Source organism: Kitasatospora sp. NPDC088779, from assembly GCF_040685395.1.
GTDB lineage: Bacteria > Actinomycetota > Actinomycetes > Streptomycetales > Streptomycetaceae > Kitasatospora.
This window is the reverse complement of the sequence record NZ_JBFBHW010000004.1, coordinates 151936-170956: the sequence shown is the minus strand read 5'-3', so window position 1 is coordinate 170956 and position 19021 is coordinate 151936. Positions and strand designations below refer to the sequence as shown.

Below are 19021 nucleotides of genomic sequence, written 5' to 3'. Positions count from 1 at the left end.
CCCACGATAGGCGGCGGAAGTGACGCGCAGGCGAAGACGGCCCCAATCTGCGGGGCCGTCTTCGGTGTCGGTCGGTCAGCTCGGCGCCGTCCTGCGGGTCAGCGGGGTGAGCGCCCAGGTGACCAGCGCGGGCACCAGGAAGGCGAACAGCGAGGCGGACGTCCACTCCTGCGGGGTGAAGTGCAGGGCGTCCTGGGCGGAGGTCCAGAAGTCCGTCCACCAGCCGGCCACCGCGGTCGGCGCGATGAACTGGTAGACCGCGAAGCCCAGCACCCAGGGCAGCAGCATCAGGCGGCGCGAGGGCGCGTCGGCGGAGAGGTTCCAGCCGTACCGGCCGGCGCCGAAGAAGTAGTCCACCGCCAGCACCGCCAGCAGCGGCACGAAGACCGAGCCGATCAGACCGAGGAAGTTGGTGTAGGTGTCGGTGAACTTGTCGATCTGCAGTGCCAGCACGGTGATCAGCAGGCCGATCCCGCCGGTCAGCACCCGGCGGTCCACCTTCGGCAGCAGGTTCTGCACCGACATCGCGGTCGAGTACACGTTGGCGAAGGACTGGTCCGTCTCGCGCAGCACCAGCACCAGCAGGAACAGCCAGCCGGCCCAGACGCCGAGGAAGGAGTCGAAGATCCTGTTCGGGTCGCCGTCGGACTGCAGCAGGGCCATCAGGCCGAGCACGTAGCACCAGACCTGGGCGATCGTGTAGCCGGAGAAGCTGCCCCAGAACGCCGAGCGTGCGGTGCGCGAGTGCCGGGTGTAGTCGGCGGCCAGCGGGACGAAGGAGATCGACACCGCGATCATCGCGTCGGTGGCGCCCAGGAAGCCGTGCCAGTTGCCGGCGCCCGGGTCGGGCACCCCCTGGCGGCCCAGCTGGACGGTGAAGTACACCATCGCGACGGCGACCGCACCGGCCACGAAGCGGCGCAGCACCGCGATCGAGCCCAGCGGCCAGATGGTCAGCGCGGTGGTCAGCGCGCCCGCCAGGAGCACGAACAGCCAGCGGTAGCCGTCGGTGTGGGCGACGGTCTGCGCGCCCGCCGCGATCGTCAGCAGCTCGAACACGCCCCAGCCGACGCACTGGACGATGTTCAGCACCGTCGGGACATACGACAGCCGGGTGCCGAACAGCCCGCGCAGGTTCGCCATCGCGGGCGCGCCGGTACGGGCTCCGATCAGCGCGGCCACGCCGAGCATCGCGGTGCCGACCACGGTGCCGGCCACGATCGCGGTCACCGCGGCGGCCAGCGACAGCTCGCTGCCCTTGGCGCCGAGCACGGTCGCGGCGGTGGAGAAGCCGATCAGGCTGACGCCCAGGTTCATCCAGAGCGCGAAGTGGTCCCGGAAGCGCAGCGTGCGCGGCGGCTCGGTGTCCAGCACGAGCGGCGCCTCGGCACGCTCCGGGCGCTCCAGGACGGCGGTCGCCGTGCCGGTGGGGCCCGCGTGACCGCTGTCACCGCCGTGAGCGGTCGGGGACGGTTCGGGGAAACCCTTGGACGCGGGCGCGTCCGAAGAAGAGGATGGCGAAGCAGGCGACATGGCCGATACTCCCTACGCCGGCATTACCCGGACAGGTTCCGGCGGTCTGCGCCCCCTCGACGGTCCGCCCACGATCCCGTGGCGTACGGTCGACCAGCGCACTCTCAGCCTGGATGGTCCAAGCTCCCGCGTGTCAGTTGTGAGCGACAGGCTAACCGGCCCGGGGGTGAACGCCAAGGCCACGGGGTGTGCGGCCCGCATCGCGGGACGCCCGGCGGAGGTGGGGGAGCCTCCGGTCGTCGGCCTGGTCTTCGGTTCGGCCGTCGACTTGCTCGTCGGCTCGGTCATCGCTCGGTCGTCGGCGTAGGACAGCCTGGTCGGCGGCCCGGCTGTCGGCTGCGGCTAAGGATTCTTATGAGTTATTCAGAGGGGTCCTTACGGCAAACGAATCGGCAGTACGAAAAACTATGGTCCTTGGTTCTGTCAGCTATGGAGGTCGTTCGTGAGCACCGAGCGCGAGGTTGGGCCCACCGGGCCGCAGGGGGAGCAGCCCTCGGGCGGCCAGGCGGCGGCTGTTCCCGCTTCCGACGGCCACGCCTCGGGCGGGCACCAGCCGACACTGGCCTTCGGCCGGGTCCCCGAGCCCGGGGCCGCTCCGGCCGCCGAGGCCGCACCGGCTGAGGCCGCGCCGACGGAGGGCGTTGCGGCCGATGGTGTTCCGGCCGAGGGCGGGTACCAGCCCACCGTGGCCTTCACCAAGGTCCCCGCGCCGGAGGCGCCCCCGCAGACCCCGGCCGCGCCGGTCGTCGACGCACCGGCCGCCCCGGTCGACGCCGCCACCGGCTACATCGACGCGCCGCCGCCGGTCCTGCCGCCCGCCCCGCCGGTCCCGGCCGCGCCGGCGGCACCCGCTGCACCCGTCGCACCCGTCGCCGAGAGCCCGGCCCTGCCGCCGGGTGCCAACCCGTACGCCACCCCGGCCCACGGCGTCCCCGCCGCCGGCCCGCACGACCCGTACGGCACCCCGGCCGCCCCCGGCGCGCCCGCCGCGCACCCCGCGCCCGGCCACCACCCGTTCGGCGCCGGCCAGCCGCTCGGCGGCTGGGGTGCCTCCCACGATGCCGGCGGCGGCGCGGGCTACCCGGGTGGCCCGGCCGGACCGCTCGGCTACCCGGCCGACTACCCCGGCGGCCCCGGCGGCCCGCGCAAGAAGCGCGGCGGCCTGGTCGCCCTGATCGCCGCCGTCGCGCTGGTCGCCGGCGTGGCCGGCGGTGCGCTCGGCGTGACCGTCGCGGACCGCAACGACAGCACCAGCAGCGCCGACGACCACCGCAGCACCACCGTCCAGGCCAGCAACACCCAGAAGAACGAGCCCGCCCCCGGCTCGATCGCCGGCATCGCGCAGAAGGCGCTGCCCAGCGTCGTCACCATCAAGGCGCAGGGCAACGGCGAGTCGGGCACCGGCACCGGCTTCGTCTTCGACACCGAGGGCCACATCCTCACCAACAACCACGTGGTCGCGCCGACCCTCAACGGCGGCAAACTGACCGTCAAGTTCGCCGACGGCACGTCCTACAACGCGTCCGTGCTGGGCCACGCCGAGGGCTACGACGTCGCCGTGGTCAAGATCGAAAACCCGCCGAAGAGCAAGCTGGCCCCGCTTCCGCTGGCCGACTCCGACAAGGTCAACGTCGGTGACGCCACCGTCGCGATCGGTGCGCCGTACGGCCTGGAGTCCACCGTCACCAGCGGCATCGTCAGCGCCAAGGACCGCCCGGTCGCCTCCGGCGACGAGACCGGCGGCCAGTCCTCCTACATGAACGCCCTGCAGACCGACGCCTCGATCAACCCCGGCAACTCCGGCGGCCCGCTGCTCGACTCCAGCGGCTCGGTGATCGGCATCAACTCGGCGATCCAGTCCAACGCCTCCGCCAACGGCCGGGCCGGCAGCATCGGCCTCGGCTTCGCCATCCCGATCAACCAGGCCAAGTGGGTCGCCGACACCCTGATCAAGACCGGCAAGCCGGTCTACGCCAAGCTCGACGTGCTGCGCAACGACGACTACAAGGGCGACGGCGCGCAGATCCAGACCCGCGACATCCAGGGCCAGCCGGCCGTCACCCCCGGCGGCGCCGCCGACAAGGCCGGTCTCAAGCCGGGCGACGTCATCACCAAGCTCGGCGGAGTGCCGATCGACAACGGCCCCGCCCTGGTCAGCCGGATCTGGACGCACAAGCCCGGCGAGACCGTCGACGTCGAGTACACCCGCAACGGCCAGCAGTTCAACACCAAGGTCACCCTCGGCCAGCGGGACGGCGACAGCTGACCCCCACCCGCACGAAACGGTGTGCACCGAACCCCGCCGGACCCGTTAGGCTGACCTCCGCCTGGAGAGCTGCCCGAGCGGCCTAAGGGAACAGTCTTGAAAACTGTCGTGCGGTGACCCCGTACCGTGGGTTCGAATCCCACGCTCTCCGCTGGTTGGAGAACCACCTGCTCAGGGCGGGTGCCGAGATCACTCGGCACCCGCCTTCCGCGTTTTCGGCGGGCGGGGGTTGACCCTGACACGGTGGCAGGGGGTGGAGTGGGGGCACCATGTTGAACATCGGAGACTTCGCCAGCCACGGCCGGGTGTCGGTGCGGATGCTGCGCCACTACGACGCGATCGGGCTGCTGCGGCCCGCCAGGGTGGACCCGGTCAGCGGGTACCGGTCCTACGAGGCGTCCCAACTCGCCCGGCTCAACCGGGTGATCGCGCTCAAGGAGCTCGGCTTCACGCTGCAGCAGGTGCGGGCCGTCCTGGACGAGCAGGTGGACGCGGCCGAACTGCGCGGGATGCTGCGGCTGCGCCGGGCCCAACTCGCCGAGGCGATCGCCGCGGACGAGCAGCGGCTGACCCGGGTGGAGGCGAGGCTCCGGACGATCGAGAGCGAGGGGACCATGTCCGCACACGACGTCGTACTGAAGCGGGTGCCGTCCGTCCGGGTGGCCGAACTGACCGCGGTGGCCGCGAGTTACCAGCCGGAGGACATCGGGCCGGTGATCGGCCCGCTGTTCGCGGAGCTGTGCCGGCGGCTGGCCGAGGCCGGGATTGCCGAGGCGGGCCCGTCCGTCGCCCGGTACGAGGACGTGCCGGAGGGCGAGGGCACGGTGCTGATCCGGGTGGCCGTCCCGGTCGGGCCGGCGGTGGAGCCGGGCCGGTACGGCTTCGCGGTGCTCGACCTGCCGCCGATCGAGGAGGCGGCGACGGTCGTGCACCGCGGCTCGATGGACGAGGCGATGGGGAGCTTCCAGGAGCTGGCCCGCTTCATCGACGCGAACGGCTACCGCTCGGCCGGCTACGCCCGGGAGCTCTACCTGGAGTGCCCGGACGACCCGGCGCGGTGGGTCACGGAGTTCCAGGAGCCGGTGGTCCGCCGGTAGGCCCGGTCCGGCCGGGGCCCACGCCCGCAGATCCGCCGGGGGCCCACTTGCCCGGCCTCCGGCGGGCGGGCAGAGTGCGGTGGAGGCGGCTGGCGGCGAGTGGAGGCGGCGATGGGTGACCTGACGGACCGACTGGCGCAGGGCCTTCCGGCCGGGGCGGTGGTGGTGGATCCGGACGTGACCGCCGCCTACCGCCACGACATGGCCGGCTTCTGCGCCGCCGGTGCGCCCGCCGTGGTGGTGTTCCCGGAGACGGTCGAGCAGGTGCAGCACGTGCTGCGCATCGCCACCGCGCTGCGGGTGCCGGTGGTGCCGCAGGGGGCGCGGACCGGGCTGTCGGGTGCGGCGAACGCCGTGGACGGCTGCATCGTGCTGTCGATGGTGAAGTTGAACCGGATCCTGGAGCTCGACCCGGTGAACCGGATCGCGGTGGTCGAGCCCGGCGTGGTGAACGCCGAACTTTCGCGAGCAGCCGGTGAGTTGGGCCTTTCGTACCCGCCGGACCCGTCCAGCTGGGAGTCCTGCACGATCGGCGGCAACATCGGCACCGGCGCGGGCGGGCTCTGCTGCGTGAAGTACGGCGTCACCAGCGAGTACGTGCTCGGCCTGGACGTGGTGCTGGCGGACGGGCGGCTGCTGTCCACCGGGCGTCGGACGGCCAAGGGCGTGGCCGGGTACGACCTGACCCGGCTGCTGGTCGGCTCGGAGGGCACGCTGGGCGTGGTGGTCCGGGCGGTGCTCGCGCTGCGGCCCGCGCCGGCGCCGCAGCTGGCGCTGGCGGCGGAGTTCCCGAGCGCGGACGCGGCGGGCGCGGCCGTCTGCGAGGTGATGGCGTGCGGCCTGACCCCGTCGCTGATGGAGCTGATGGACGCGGTCAGCGTGCGGGCGGTCAACGACCTGGGGCGGATGGGGCTGCCGGAGACGACCCGGGCGCTGCTGCTGGTGGCCTTCGACGGGCCGGACCGGGAGGCCGGGCTGGCGCGGGTGGCGGAGCTCTGCCGGGCGGCCGGGGCGACCGAGGTGGTGCCGGCCGAGGACGAGGCGGAGTCGCAGCTGCTGCTGGAGGCCCGGCGACTGGCACTGCCCGCGCTGGACCGGTTGGGCACCACGATGATCGACGACGTGGCGGTGCCGCGCTCCCGGCTGGCCGAGATGCTGAACGGCGTGGCGCTGATCGCCGAGCGGCACGCGCTGACCATCGGGGTGGTCAGCCACGCCGGGGACGGCAACACCCACCCGATCGTGATCTTCGACGGCTCGGACGAGGAGCAGGCGGCGCGGGCGCAGCGCTCCTTCGACGAGATCATGGCGCTGGGGCTGGAGCTGGGCGGCACGATCACCGGGGAGCACGGGGTGGGGCTGCTCAAGCGGGACTGGCTGGCGCGCGAGCTGGGGCCGGTCGCGCTGGACCTCCAGCGACAGCTGAAGGCGGTCTTCGATCCGCTGGGAATCATGAACCCGGGCAAGATGGTGTGATGTTATTTCTCCCATATTCCAGTATGACTTTCCGATGGTCTGGGAATGGCTGGGAAAGTCGACATGGGAGGGTGGTCGAACTTTTCGGGGGCGCGTTTCCTGATTTCCCTGCGCCGGGGTGGTGCGCCTGGTGGTTCGTTTGACGGCGGAGCGCCCTGCCTGAAGGGCCTTCCAGGAGGCCATCGCCCGGGCAAAGTGCCAGCTCAGTAGGGGCGTGTCGGCGCACTGTCCGATTTTCGGTCCGTTATGCGCAGCCCGGGTGGATATCACGCTAACGGGCGAAAACTGCTTCGCCGACTAGTGCTTTGTCGATTTGTTGCGGAAGTCTGTCTCTCGGCGTCGCAGCCCGCAGGTGTTCGTCTGGCCGGCGAACTCCCGCACCCCCTGCTCGACAATTGCACGATTTACAGCTTCTTGGAGGCTCTCATGGCTCGCATCCACACCCGCCGGGTGGCCGGACTCCTGCTCGCCGCCCCGCTCGCGGCCGGCCTGCTGCTGGCCGGTGCCGGTGCTGCGGCCGCCGACAACGGTGCGGGCGCCGGTGCCGGCTCCAACGCCGGCGTGGTGTCCAACGTCGGCACGGGCAACGTGTTCGGCGGGGTCGACGGCAACTACATCTCCACCCAGCAGACCGCCACCGGGACGGGCGCCTCGAACCAGAACAACACCCTCGCGGTGAAGGACAACGCGGGCACCATCCTGGCCGGGCAGTCCAACAAGAACATCAACGTCGTGTTCGCCCCGATCTTCCACTGATCCGATCGGGCACCACCGACGGCGGGGGCGCCGGAGGTGGGCGGCCGCGGGTGAGCTGAGCACTCGCGGAGGGGCTCGAACCAGTCTCCGGGCGGAATTCCCGCCCGGGCGCGGATCAGAACAGCGCATGACCGGCCAGCGGAAAGGGTCACCGTGAAGCCGGCCTCGTGGGCGGTGCCGCCATCGGCACCGCCCACGAGTGCGTCCGGAGCCGGGAGCGAACCGCCCGGGCCCGCTCGTCGCCGGCTGCCCGTCGCCGCCGACACCGCCCGGGACCGCCCGTCGAGGCCGGCCCGGACGGCCCGGACGCGTCCAGCGAGGGCCCGCGCCCGGAGCCGTCGGTGTTCGGCGGTACGGTTGCGCTCCGACAGCGCACCACGTGCCCGGGCCCGGGAAGGACGGCCCGGCCGGGGCGGCGACCGCGGCAACCGGAGGAGAGGGCGCGCGATGGCGGCGGAGGAGGAGGGCCTGACCGGCCCGGGCGAGGCCTGGCCTGCACCGGAGCCGGTTCCGCGATCCGGGCCGGACGCCCGCCGGGAGCCGGCGGAGCACCGGCCCGAGCCGAAGTCCGTGCCCGAGCTGCTGCTCGGCCGCCCGCCGATGGCCCGCCCGCTGCCGACCTTCGACGCCGAGGCCGCGCCCGCCGAGCCCGGCCCGCTGTTCGTGGACTGGCTCGCCACCGCGCTGGCCGCCGGCGTGCCGGACCCGCAGGTGGTCACCCTCTCCACGGTCGACGCGGACGGCCTGCCGGACGCCCGGGTGCTGGTGCTGCGCGACGTCGACGCGGCCGGCACCGGCTGGGTCTTCTCCGCCGCCGCCGACAGCCCCAAGGGCCGCCAGCTGGCCGACCACCCGGCCGCCGCGCTGACCGTCTACTGGCCCCAGCTGGGCCGCCAGGTACGGGTCCGCGGCACCGTCGAGCGGGCCGCCGACCTGGTCGCCGCCGCCGAGTTCGCCACCCGCTCCCCGGACGCCCGGGTCGGCGCGCTGGTCGGGCGGCAGAGCGAGCCGATGGCCTCGCTCGCCGAGTACGACGAGGCCGTCGCCGTCGCCCGCCGCCGCCTGGAGGCCACCCCGGACGCCGTCGCGGCCGGGCACGCGGTCTACACCCTGTGGGCGCACGAGGTGGAGTACTGGCAGGGCGACGCGCAGCGCCGGCACGTCCGGCTGCGCTACACCCGCACCGGACCGGTCCGGACCCCGGAGTGGTCGCGCACCCTGCTGTGGCCGTGACGACCTGACGGTCCAAGGGCCCGGCCCTCGGACCGACCGTGCTGCCCTACCGCCGCCCGGTCAGCGTGGCTCCCACGCTGGCCGCCACCACACAGCCGATCCCGGCCAGCTGCGGCACGCCCAGCAGCTGGCCGAGCACCACCAGGCCGACCAGCGCGCTGACCGCCGGCTCCAGACTGACCAGCACGCTGAACACCCGCTGCGGCATCCGCCGCAGCGCGGTCATCTCCAGCGCGTACGGGATCACCGGCAGCAGCAGCGACACCCCGGCCACCGCGGCCAGCAGCCCCAGCGGCGAGGCGCCGGGCGCGGTCAGCCCGTCCCAGGCCTGGCCGAGTCCGAACGGCGCCAGGGCGAGCGCGCCGACCGTCATCGACACCGCCAGGCCCTGGAAGCCCTGGAAGGCGGCGCCGACCTTGTCGGTGAACAGGATGTACGCGGCGTAGCAGGCGGCCGCCCCGAAGGCGTAGAGCAGTCCGACCGGGTCGAGCCCGCCCCCGTCGCCGCCCTCGCCGAGCAGGGTCAGCAGGACGACGCCGCCGGCGGCGAGCAGCGCCCAGAGCAGGTGGCTGGCACGCCGGGCGAAGACCAGGGCGACCGCGAGCGGGCCGAGGAACTCGATGGTCGCGGCGGTGCCCATCGGCAGCCGGTCGATCGCCCCGGCGAACAGGAAGGTCATCCCGGCCGAGGCCACGCCCAGCAGGGCCGCCGCGGCGAGGTCGCGCGGGCGCTTGTCGCGCAGCCGGGGCCGGGTGACGGCGAGCAGGATGACCGCCGCGAAGCCCAGCCGCAGGAAGGTGGTGCCGCTGACCCCGAGCGGGCCGAACAGCGGCTTGGACAGGGCGATCCCGGTCTGCACCAGGAACATCGCGGTCAGACAGAGAAGCGGCGCCGGGATCCTCTCCGGGCGCCGCAGGACCTTCGGGAGTCGGCCGGTGGGCTGGCCGGGGGGCGCGTCGGGCGGTGCCGTGGAGCCGGGTGCCCCGCCTCGTCGCCAGCTGCCCCGCTCGCCGGCGGGCTCGCCCTGGGGGGCGGGCGGCATGGCAAGCGCCTCGGCGACGGCGGCAGCCGGCATCGGGGCGGTGGTTTCGCTGGGATGGGAGGTGGGCATATGGGCGAGTTTGCCGTAAGGAGTGATGAACGGGCAAGCTCGTTACAACTATCGGGACGGATGTGGACGGGTGCGGCCGAAAGGGTGGGCTCTCCCGGTGCGCCCGGCGTGGTTGCCGCATTCGTCCGATGGTCCGTCAGTAGCAAGGGCGGGTGCGCTATCTCCGCCCCGTGGCCCTGCTCGCCGCCTCCCTCGTGCTCCTGCTGGCCACCGACGGGACGGGCGTGAGCGCCGGGGCCGCCGCCCTACCCCGCATCCGGGCCCTCACCCTGCCCGACCGGTTCGGCCCGCCCAGGATCCACGACGACTTCACCGGCCCCGCCTTCGACGCCTGCACCGCGCCGCCCCTCGACACCCTGCGGGCCTGGCACGGGGCCTCCCCGTACGGCGCGCTCGGCATCTACGTCAGCGGCGCCCAGCGCGGCTGCGGCCAGCCCCGGCTCACCGCCGAGTGGGTGCGCCAGGCCCGCGCACTGGGCTGGCGCTTCCTGCCGGCCCACGTCGGGCTCCAGGCGCCGTGCAGCGAACTCGGCAACAAGCCGCGCCGGATCGACCCCGCCCACGCGGTCGAGCAGGGCCGGGACGAGGCCACCGAAGCCGTCCACGCGATGGGCTCGCTCGGATTCGGCAAGGGCGGCCCGGTCTACCTCGACATCGAGGCCTACCCGATGCGCGACCCCGCCTGCGGCCAGGCGGTGGTCGACTTCGCCGTCGGCTGGACCCAGGCCCTGCACGCCGCCGGCTACCGCTCCGGCTTCTACTCCAGCCTCGACTCCGGCATCGCCGACCTGGTCGCCGCCGCCCGGGCCGGCAGCTTCCCGCTGCCCGACGCCCTCTGGTACGCCCGCTGGGACGACCGGGCCGACACCGCCGACTCCGGCGCCCTAGGCTCCGACCTCTGGGGCTACCACCAGCGCGTCCACCAGTACCGCGGCAACGTCGAGGAGACCTACGGCGGCGCCGCCCTCACGATCGACCGCAACCACGTCGACGGCCCGACCGCGGGCTGACGCGTCGCCGATCCGTGATGCGGGCAACGGGGCCGGGATACTGACAGCGGGCGGGGCGGGGCGGCACAATCGGGCACGTCCGCGCGCATTACCGCCCGGTAGGTGCCGCAGGCGCAGCCGCCAGTGCCGCCAGGTCAAGGAGGACCCGTGTTCAGCACGATGCAGGACGTCCCGCTCACCGTCGCCCGGATTCTTGAGCACGGGTCCACCATCCACGGCCGGTCCACCGTCACCACCTGGGACGGCACCGGGCCGGTCGTGCGGACGTACGCCGAGGTGGGGGCGCGGGCCGCGCAGCTCGCCCACGCGCTCCGCGACGAACTGGGGGTGACCGGGGACGACCGGGTCGCGACCCTGATGTGGAATAACTCGGTCCACCTGGAGGCCTACCTCGCCGTCCCCGCGATGGGGTCCGTGCTGCACACGCTCAACCTGCGGCTGCCCGCCCACCAGCTCTCGTTCATCGTCAACCACGCCGCCGACCACGCGGTGATCGTGGACGGCAGCGTGCTCCCGCTGCTCGCCGCCGTCCTGCCGGACCTCGCCCCGACGCTCCGGCACATCGTGGTGAACGGCCCCGGCGACCGCTCGCTGCTGGCCGGCTTCCCGGGCACCGTGCACGACTACGAGGAGCTGATCGCGGGCCGGCCCACCGCCTACCCGTGGCGCGGCGACCTCGACGAGCGCGAGGCCGCCGTGCTCTGCTACACCTCCGGCACCACCGGGGACCCGAAGGGCGTGCTCTACAGCCACCGCTCGGTGTACCTGCACTGCCTCCAGGTCAACACCGGCGACAACTTCGCCTTCACCCCGCGTGACACCGCGCTGCCGGTGGTCCCGATGTTCCACGTGAACGCCTGGGGCATCCCGCACGCCGCCTTCATGTCCGGCGCCAACCTGCTCATGCCGGATCGTTTCCTCCAGCCCAAGCCGATGGCCGAGATGATCGCCGCCGTCCGGCCCACCGTCGGCGCCGCCGTCCCGACCATCTGGAGCGGCCTGCTGGACGAGCTCGACGCGGGCGACTACGACACCTCCAGCCTGCGCATGGTGGTCATCGGCGGCAGCGCCTGCCCGCCCTCGCTGATGAAGGGCTTCGAGGAGCGCCACGGCATCCGCGTGCTGCACGCCTGGGGCATGACCGAGACCTCGCCGCTCGGCTCCTTCGCCCAGCCGCCCGGTGGCCTCACCCCGGAGGAGGAGTGGCCCTACCGGGTCACCCAGGGCATCTTCCCGGCCTCCGTCGAGGCCCGGCTGGTCGGCCCGTCCGGCGAGCGGATGCCGCACGACGGCGTCGCGGCGGGCGAGCTGGAGGTGCGCGGCCCGTGGATCGCCGGGGCCTACTACGGCGGTGCCGGGCAGGACCCGCTCCGGCCGGACGACAAGTTCTCCGAGGACGGCTGGCTGCGCACCGGCGACGTCGGCACCATCACCGCCGACGGCTACCTGACCCTCACCGACCGGGCCAAGGACGTGATCAAGTCCGGCGGCGAGTGGATCTCCTCGGTCGAACTGGAGAACCAGTTGATGGCCCACCCCGAGGTGGCCGAGGCCGCCGTGGTCGCCGTCCCGGACGAGAAGTGGGGCGAGCGCCCGCTGGCCACGGTCGTGCTGCGCCCGGGTGCCACGGCCGGGCTGAGCGAGCTGCGGGCCTTCCTGGCCGGACGGATCGCCTCCTGGCAGCTGCCGGAGCGCTGGTCGATCGTCGAGTCGGTGCCGAAGACCTCGGTCGGCAAGTTCGACAAGAAGGTGATCCGCGCCAGCTACGCGGCGGACGAACTGGACGTGACGGTGCTCGGCAAGGAGTAGCCGCCCGCCCGACCGCCGAGGGCCGGCCACCCCCGTTCCAGCGGGGTGGTCGGCCCTCGGCGCGTGCCGTGTGGATCTCGCCGGGCCCTCGGCGTCAGGGCGCGGTCAGCCCGCCGCGGCGACGCCCGCCTCGCCCATCGCGCCGATCCGCCCGAGCAGGTCGACGATCCGGGACTGGACGTCGGCGCTGGTCGAGCGCTCGGAGAGGAACAGCACCGTCTCGCCGGTGCGCAGCCGGGGCAGTTCGCGCGGGTCGAGGTCCACCGAGGTGTAGACCACCAGCGGGGTGCGGTGCAGCCGGTCGTTGGCGCGCAGCCAGTCCAGCAGGCCGACCCGGCGGCGGCGGATCTGGAGCAGGTCCATCACCACCAGGTTGGGCTGCACGCTGCTGGCCCGGGCGACGGCGTCGTTCTCGTCCACCGCGTGCTCGACGTGCATGCCGCGCCGCTCCAGGCTGCTGATCATGGCGGCGGCGATGTCCGGGTCGCCCTCGACCAGCAGGACGCGCGGGGCGTGGTGCTCGCCGTCGCGCGGCGCGAGGGCGCGCAGCAGCACGGCCGGGTCGGCGCCGTACGCGGCGTCCCGGGTGGCCTGGCCGAGACCGGCGGTGACCAGCACCGGGACGCGGCTGTTGAGCGCGGCGGTGCGCAGCGACTGCAGCGCGGTGCGGGTGATCGGGCTGGTCAGCGGGTCGACGAAGAGCGCCGCGGGGAAGCCGGCGACCTGGGCGTCCACCTCCTCGCGGGAGCGGACGATCACCGGGCGGTAGCCGCGTTCCTGGAGGGCCTGCCGGGTGGCCGGATCGGGCTCGGGCCAGACCAGCAGCCGACGGGCGCTGCCGCCCTCGCCGGTCGAGCCGTTCGGGCCGGCCATGGCCGGCGGCTGCTCCTCGGTCCGGTCGCCGGCGGCGGCGGGCAGTTCGGCCATCGGGCGCGGGGCGGTCCTGGCCTCGGCCGGGACGGGCGGCTGCGGCCCGGCGGCGGGGGTCGGCGAACCGCCGAGCGGGCGCGGCGGCGCGAGTTCGGCGAGGCCGGTGCCGACCGGGCGCGGGCCGGACGGGTCCTCGGCGGCGGGCAGCGCCGGGCGGGCGGCCGGCAGCGCGGCGGGGCCGCCGGGCGCGGGCCGGTCCTCCTGCGGGGCCTGGTCGGACGGCGCGGCCGGGGCCTCCTGGCCGGGGCCGGGCGGCACGGCCAGCCGGCGACGGCGGCCGGTCGGTGGGGCGGCGGGCTCGGGCTGCGCGGGTGCCGGGCCGGTCGGCAGGGCGTGCTCCAGGCCGGGGTACACCGGGGTGTCGGTGGCGCCGGGGAGGGCGAAGCCGCCGGAGGAGTCCTCGGTGGAGGGCAGGGCGCGGCGCCGGCGGGGCTTGGCCTCGGCGCCGTCGGCGGCCGGGGCGCCTTCCGCGGCGGGCGTGCCGCCCGCCGGGGTGCCGTCGGCGGGGGCGGCACCGGTGCCGGGGCCGAGCGCGAGCGGTTCGCGCCCGCCGGTCCGGTGCTGCTGCGGGCGCTCGCCCTCGACGGGGACGGCGTAGGCGGGGCCGGAGCGGCCGTCGTCCTTGCCCCAGGGGTCGCGCTGCGCGCCGTCCGGACCGGCCAGGCCCTGGCGGCCGTACGCGGGGTCGTTGCCGGTGCCGTTCCACTGTTCGGGGACGGCCCGTTCGATCCGGGCGGGGGCGTTCGGCCACTGGTCGGCGGGGGCGCTGGGGGCGGTCCGGGTCGGCGGCGCCGGTTCCTCGGCGGCGGGGCGGCCTCGGCGGCCGCGCCGCTCGGCGGCGGGTTCCTCGGCGGGCTGCTCCGCCTCCGCGGCCGCGGCCGGGGTCTCGCGGTCGGCCTGCTCGCCGCCGTCGGCGACCGGCTCGGGGGCTTCGTCGCTGCTGGGCAGCTGCGGGATGCCCGGCAGGTCGGGCAGGACGGCGCTGTCGCCTTCCTTGGGCCGGTCGGAGCGGCCCTCGGCGGCCGCGCGCTCGGCGGCGGCCTTCGCGGCGGCCGGGTCCAACGGCAGCTCGACGACGTACGTGGTGCCGGCCTTGCCGGGCAGCTCGTGCGGCTGGAGCACGCCACCGTGGCGCTCGACCACCGCGCGGGCTATCGGCAGGTGGACGGGGCTGCCGCCGAGGCCGGGCCCGCGGATCTCGACCCGGGCGACCTCGCCGCGCTGGGCGGCGGCCAGGACGACGGTAGGCGGCTCGCCGCCGGAGGGCAGCGCGGCGGGCGCGCCGGGGGCGGCCAGGCCGGGGGAGGGGGCGGTCGGGGCGTCCAGGGCGAGGCCGATGCCGCTGACGTCGGCGACCAGGTGGGCCAGCGCCTGGGCGAGCCGGCGCTCGTCGGCGATCACCTCGACGGCGGCGGCGTGCACCGAGAACCGCACCCGGCCCGGGCCGACCAGCTCGCCGGCCGCCTCGACGGCCCGTCGGACCACCTTGTCCAGGGCGACCGGCACCCGCCGCTCGGTCGGCTTGCGGCGGTCCTTGCCGTCCTTGCCGTCCTTCGCGTCCGGGCCGTCCGCCGGGGCGGTCTCGCCGGTCTCGCCGGCCTCGGAGCGCTGGTGCGCGAGCACGCCGTCGATCAGCCGGCTGAACCGGCGGCACTCGTCGGCGAGCCGACGCAGCGTCCAGTTGGCCTCCGGCCACAGCTGCCCGGCCGGGTCGGCGGCGAGCGCGTCCAGCCGCTGGTTCAGCGCGGTCAGCGCGCCGCCGAGTTCGCTCTCCAGGACGGCGGTGAGGTGTTCGTTGCGGGCGACCAGGGCGAGTTCGCGGCTGCGGTCGGTGAAGGTCATCACCGCGCCGACCAGTTGGTCGCCGTCCCGCACCGGCGCGGTGGTGAGGTCGACGGTGACCGGGCGGCCGTCCTTGCGCCACAGCACGGTGCCGCGCACCCGGTGCTTGCGTCCGGAGGTCAGGGTGTCCAGCAGCGCGGACTCCTCCAGCGCCAGCGGTGTGCCGTCGGCCCGGGAGTGCTGGATCAGCGGGTGCAGTTCGCGCCCGCCCAGCTCGCTCGCCCGGTACTCCAGGATGTGCGCGGCGGCAGGGTTGACCAGCACGCAGCGGCCTTCGAGGTCGACGCCGAGCACGCCCTCGGCGGCGGCGCGCAGGATCATCTCGGTCTGCTTGTGCTGGCGGCGCAGCTCGGCCTCGACGCCGAGCCGGCTGGAGAGGTCGCGGACCAGCAGCAGGAGCAGGTCGCTCGCGGAGGACGGGCGGGAGCGCTCGCGGTACGAGTCGTACGAGGTGAGTCCGTAGCCGCGGCCCTCGCCGGTGCCGTCGTCGGGGAAGTCGTTGCCGGAGACCTCGACCGGGAAGCTGGTGCCGTCGGTGCGCCGGGCGGTCATCCGGACCGGGCGGTCGGGTTCGTCGCCGTCGCGGGCGGCCGGGCGCATCGAGCCGGGGATCCGGCTGGGGTCGAACTCGGGCAGGAGGTCCAGCACGCCCATGCCGACCAGCGAGGTGCCGGGCGTCTGGAGCGCCTGGACGGCTGCGCTGTTGGCGTCCACGACGGTGCCGTTGCTGTTCACCAGCAACAACGCGTCGGGCAGGGCGTCGAGTATGGCGGCGAGGCGAGCAGCGCCTCGGATCGGCCTGCTGCTCACGTCGACAGGTCTCCTCGGCTCAGGGCAGCTCCTCCGGAGACGGCAGTATCTCATTCTTCTTTGCGGCGGGGTCGACCCGCCTAGTAACGTGGGCGGTGGTTGGTGCCGAGCCCCACGGTTGTGGCATCATCTCAGGCACACGGAACGGGTCCGCTCACGCGGACGTGGTCCCTGTGGAGGAGGCTTCGCCTAGTCCGGTCTATGGCGCCGCACTGCTAATGCGGTTTCGGGGTTATTCCTGATCGAGGGTTCAAATCCCTCAGCCTCCGCAGCCGGAAAGCCCCGTCGACGATCTTGTCGGCGGGGCTTTCCCCATCCCCGGGGAGGTTCCGGGCCCACCCCGCCACCCGCCTCCCCGACCTGTCCCGCGGGCCGGGCCCGTCGGGGGCCCCGAGCGGCCTCCAGGGGGTCGGCCCGGAGGGAGGGAGCAATCGATTTCGTCCCGCGTCGCAGGTCATGTAATGTTGTCCCCGCACCGCCCCGCTGGCACCGTTCATCAGGGCGAGCGCTCATAGCTCAACGGATAGAGCACTTGACTACGGATCAAGAGGTTGCAGGTTCGAATCCTGCTGAGCGCACCAATCTCCGCAAGATCGGGTTCGCCCGTTCCTTGCGCTCATAGCTCAACGGATAGAGCACTTGACTACGGATCAAGAGGTTGCAGGTTCGAATCCTGCTGAGCGCACCAGCGAGAAGCCCCCGGCCACCGGCCGGGGGCTTCTCCCGTTTCCGGGCCCGGACAGGGCGCCGGGTGCCTGGTCCGTTCTGGATTGCGGGCCTAATGGATGAAATGCATCTGTTTCGGGTATATCCCGTCCTGTCGCTCGGATGACCGCCAAACGGGTGGGACCCGGCTATAAGCCCAGGTGTCGCAGTATGACCGGCTCAGGATCGTGATTCCTTTTTGTCAGATCTTGTGCCCAGGCTGCCCGGCACCCCGGCAGCCGACCGCGAAGGAGAGCCGGATGGGCCGACAGTTTCCCCGCACGGCCGTCGCCCTGACCGTCCTCGTGGCCGGGCTGCTGACCGGCTGGAACGCCCCACGCTCGGTGGCCCAGCAGTCCCCTGACGCCTGGTCGGGGGAGCACCGGGCGGTCCTGCCCTCCGGCCTCTCCGTCCAGCTCGAATTCGCCGCCACCCCGGGTACCGAGGTGGCCGCCGCGGCCGGCGAACTGGCCGACCGCCCCGGCGGGGGGCGTGCGGCCGGGCCGTACACGGACGGAATGCACCCCGGGAACCCCGCGCAGACCTTCAGCGTCACCGAGAACCGCCCGCAGACGGACGGATCCTGGCGCACCGTCGGAACGCTCCGGCTCGCCTTCTCCCGACCGGTCCGCAACCCCCGGCTGCACCTCAGCGGATTGGTCGCGCTCGCCACCGGGAAGTCGGGCACCACCAGCACCGCGGCCCGGCTGACCCTCACCGGCGGCTCACCCGCCGCCCCCACCCTGGTCAACCGCACCGACTGGCCCGGCTGGACGGTCGACGCCAACGCCCTCGCGCCCGTCGGAGCCGACGGCAGCTCCGACGGCGCGGCCGGCTCCGCCTCCGAGGGCACCCTGGAACTCGTCGGCACCCTGCGCACCGCGGTCTTCCGGATCGAGCAGCGCTCCACCGCCCGGGCCGGCAGCACCACCGCCCCGCCCGTCCTGCGCCAGGCCTACACCGTCACCGTCGACGAGGACCTCGGCACCGCCCCGCAGAACTACGGCAACGCCTCGCACGTGCTCTCCGACCTGTTCCTCGGCGCGGACGCCGCCAACGCTGCGCACCGCACCCGCCCCCGGTCCGCCGACGACCGGGGCACGGCCGACCGGCCGACCGGCGAGCCGCTGGTCCAGCTCGACCACGGAGCCGGCCGGCGCAGCGTCTTCGCCAGCCCGCCGCCGCCCAAGCTCCAGCCCGGCCGCGGCGAGTACCAGGGCGCCGACCCGTCGATCGGCTTCCCCACCGAGGCCGCGATCGGCCGCTACTACCGGCTCACCGTCCCGGTGGCGGTCGGCGACCAGCCCGCGACCCTGGCCGGCTGGATCGACTTCGACCACAGCGGGCGCTTCGACCCCGCCGAGCGGGTGCAGACCGAGATCCCGGCCGGCGCCGACACCGCGACCCTGGAATGGACCGTCCCGACCGGCGCCGGCTCCGGCGACACCTGGGCCCGGCTGCGGATCGCCCGCGACGCCAGCCAACTCGTCCCCTCCGGCGGCTTCGCCGACTCCGGGCAGGTCACCGACCAGCGGATCAAACTGACCGTCGGCGCCGCCCGGCCCGAGATCGCCGAACCCGTCGACGGCGCCGTCCTCGCCGAAGCCCGTCCGCGGGTCCACGGCGACGGAGCGGTCGCCGGCGCCTCGGTGGAGATCCGGGACGGTGACGCCACGGCCTGCCGGGCCCGGGTCGAGCGCGGCGGCGGCTGGTCCTGCCGGCCCGGTGAAGCGCTCACCGCGGGCCCGCACTCCCTCACCCCGGTCGAGATCACCAGCGGTGGTGTGGTGCTGCGCGGCGAGGCCGTCCGGGTCACCGTGAAGACGGCGCCGCCCGCAGCGCCCGTCCTCACCCTCCCGGAGTACACCAACGACCCGGGGATCCAGCTCACCGGCACCGGCGAGGCGGGCAGCACCGTCGCGGTCACCGACCAGGCCGCCGAACTGTGCCGCAGCGCCGTCCGGGCGGACGGCCAGTGGTCCTGCCTGCCGGTCGAGAACCTGGTGGACGGGCGCCACCTGCTCACCCCCGTCGCGGTCGACGCGGCCGGGAACCGGACGGCCGGGCAGGCGGTCGTGCTGGTCGTCGACACCGTCCCGCCGGACAAGCCGGTGCTCGGCTCGCCGGCCGCCGGGGAGACCCTGCGGGTCAGTCGGCCGACGTTCACCGGGCGGGCCGAGCCGGGCTCGAAGGTGCTGGTCACGGCGCGGGCGGGCGGCTCGGCGGCCTCGGGGCCGGCTTCGGCCTCGGGTTCGGCCTTGGGTTCGGTCTCGGGCGAGCGGACGGTGCTGTGCGGGGCGACGGCGGCCCTCGACGGCAGCTGGACCTGCACCGCCAACCGGGACCTGACGGACGGGCAGCAGTGGCTGGTCGTCACGGCGACCGACCTGGCGGGGAACGGGGCGGCGGCGGACGCGGTGCCGGTGCGCGTCGCGGCGGCGCC

General features: G+C 74.3%; 11 protein-coding genes, 4 tRNA genes and 1 riboswitch. Of the genes, 12 read left to right on the top strand and 3 right to left on the bottom strand.

All coding sequences use genetic code 11. The features are described 5' to 3' along the window. Positions 1-75: 75 nt before the first annotated feature. On the bottom strand, positions 76-1533 hold the full coding sequence (locus AB0P03_RS05040) for a cytosine permease (RefSeq protein ID WP_363579781.1): 1458 nt from the start codon (positions 1531-1533) through the stop codon (positions 76-78). Beyond that, positions 1526-1673, bottom strand: a riboswitch (TPP riboswitch). It overlaps the preceding gene by 8 nt. A 302-nt stretch (positions 1674-1975) precedes the next feature. On the opposite strand from AB0P03_RS05040, the gene AB0P03_RS05035 reads away from it, so the two are divergent. The 6 genes from AB0P03_RS05035 to AB0P03_RS05010 all read left to right on the top strand — a co-directional run bounded on the left by AB0P03_RS05035 (position 1976) and on the right by AB0P03_RS05010 (position 8361). Then, complete coding sequence (locus AB0P03_RS05035; protein WP_363627854.1) at positions 1976-3799, top strand: trypsin-like peptidase domain-containing protein; 1824 nt, start codon at positions 1976-1978, stop codon at positions 3797-3799. Between the two features lie 63 nt (positions 3800-3862). After that, positions 3863-3950: transfer RNA gene (locus AB0P03_RS05030), tRNA-Ser, on the top strand. Between the two features lie 118 nt (positions 3951-4068). Continuing rightward, complete coding sequence (locus AB0P03_RS05025; RefSeq protein ID WP_363627853.1) at positions 4069-4896, top strand: MerR family transcriptional regulator; 828 nt, start codon at positions 4069-4071, stop codon at positions 4894-4896. A gap of 111 nt (positions 4897-5007) precedes the next feature. Then, positions 5008-6372, top strand: coding sequence for an FAD-linked oxidase C-terminal domain-containing protein (locus AB0P03_RS05020; protein ID WP_363579778.1), 1365 nt, complete (start codon positions 5008-5010; stop codon positions 6370-6372). Positions 6373-6798: 426 nt separating this feature from the next. After that, positions 6799-7128, top strand: a complete 330-nt coding sequence (locus AB0P03_RS05015) for a hypothetical protein (protein ID WP_363579777.1) — start codon at positions 6799-6801, stop codon at positions 7126-7128. Positions 7129-7575: 447 nt separating this feature from the next. Beyond that, positions 7576-8361: a pyridoxal 5'-phosphate synthase gene (locus AB0P03_RS05010; protein ID WP_363579776.1), complete on the top strand. Its 786-nt coding sequence runs from the start codon at positions 7576-7578 to the stop codon at positions 8359-8361. A gap of 46 nt (positions 8362-8407) precedes the next feature. Here AB0P03_RS05010 and AB0P03_RS05005 read toward each other — a convergent pair whose 3' ends face one another. Further along, entirely contained in the window at positions 8408-9472 is a 1065-nt protein-coding gene (locus AB0P03_RS05005) for an EamA family transporter (RefSeq protein ID WP_363627852.1), read from the bottom strand. Positions 9473-9624: 152 nt separating this feature from the next. Here AB0P03_RS05005 and AB0P03_RS05000 point away from each other — a divergent pair, with 152 nt between their 5' ends. Both AB0P03_RS05000 and AB0P03_RS04995 read left to right on the top strand, forming a co-directional pair. Continuing rightward, positions 9625-10482, top strand: a complete 858-nt coding sequence (locus AB0P03_RS05000; RefSeq protein ID WP_363627851.1) for a glycoside hydrolase domain-containing protein — start codon at positions 9625-9627, stop codon at positions 10480-10482. Positions 10483-10629: 147 nt separating this feature from the next. Next, entirely contained in the window at positions 10630-12291 is a 1662-nt protein-coding gene (locus AB0P03_RS04995; protein ID WP_363627850.1) for a long-chain fatty acid--CoA ligase, read from the top strand. A gap of 105 nt (positions 12292-12396) precedes the next feature. Here the strand turns inward: AB0P03_RS04995 and AB0P03_RS04990 are convergent, their stop codons facing one another. Then, entirely contained in the window at positions 12397-15873 is a 3477-nt protein-coding gene (locus AB0P03_RS04990; RefSeq protein ID WP_363627849.1) for a PAS domain-containing protein, read from the bottom strand. Between the two features lie 178 nt (positions 15874-16051). Here AB0P03_RS04990 and AB0P03_RS04985 point away from each other — a divergent pair. The 4 genes from AB0P03_RS04985 to AB0P03_RS04970 all read left to right on the top strand — a co-directional run. Beyond that, a tRNA-Ser gene (locus AB0P03_RS04985) sits at positions 16052-16142 on the top strand. A 236-nt stretch (positions 16143-16378) separates the two neighbouring features. After that, positions 16379-16454 (top strand) — tRNA-Arg (locus tag AB0P03_RS04980). Positions 16455-16485: 31 nt separating this feature from the next. Then, positions 16486-16561 (top strand) — tRNA-Arg (locus tag AB0P03_RS04975). A 277-nt stretch (positions 16562-16838) separates the two neighbouring features. After that, a partial coding sequence (locus AB0P03_RS04970) for an Ig-like domain-containing protein (RefSeq protein ID WP_363627848.1) occupies positions 16839-19021 on the top strand: 2183 nt, incomplete at its 3' end.

Excerpts from the sequence above, each read along its gene's own strand:
- AB0P03_RS05020 (WP_363579778.1), top strand. The coding sequence starts at position 5,008 with ATGGGTGACCTGACGGACCGACTGGCGCAGGGCCTTCCGGCCGGGGCG.
- AB0P03_RS05040 (WP_363579781.1), bottom strand. The coding sequence starts at position 1,533 with ATGTCGCCTGCTTCGCCATCCTCTTCTTCGGACGCGCCCGCGTCCAAG.
- AB0P03_RS05025 (WP_363627853.1), top strand. The coding sequence starts at position 4,069 with ATGTTGAACATCGGAGACTTCGCCAGCCACGGCCGGGTGTCGGTGCGG.
- AB0P03_RS05015 (WP_363579777.1), top strand. The coding sequence starts at position 6,799 with ATGGCTCGCATCCACACCCGCCGGGTGGCCGGACTCCTGCTCGCCGCC.
- AB0P03_RS05005 (WP_363627852.1), bottom strand. The coding sequence starts at position 9,472 with ATGCCCACCTCCCATCCCAGCGAAACCACCGCCCCGATGCCGGCTGCC.
- AB0P03_RS05010 (WP_363579776.1), top strand. The coding sequence starts at position 7,576 with ATGGCGGCGGAGGAGGAGGGCCTGACCGGCCCGGGCGAGGCCTGGCCT.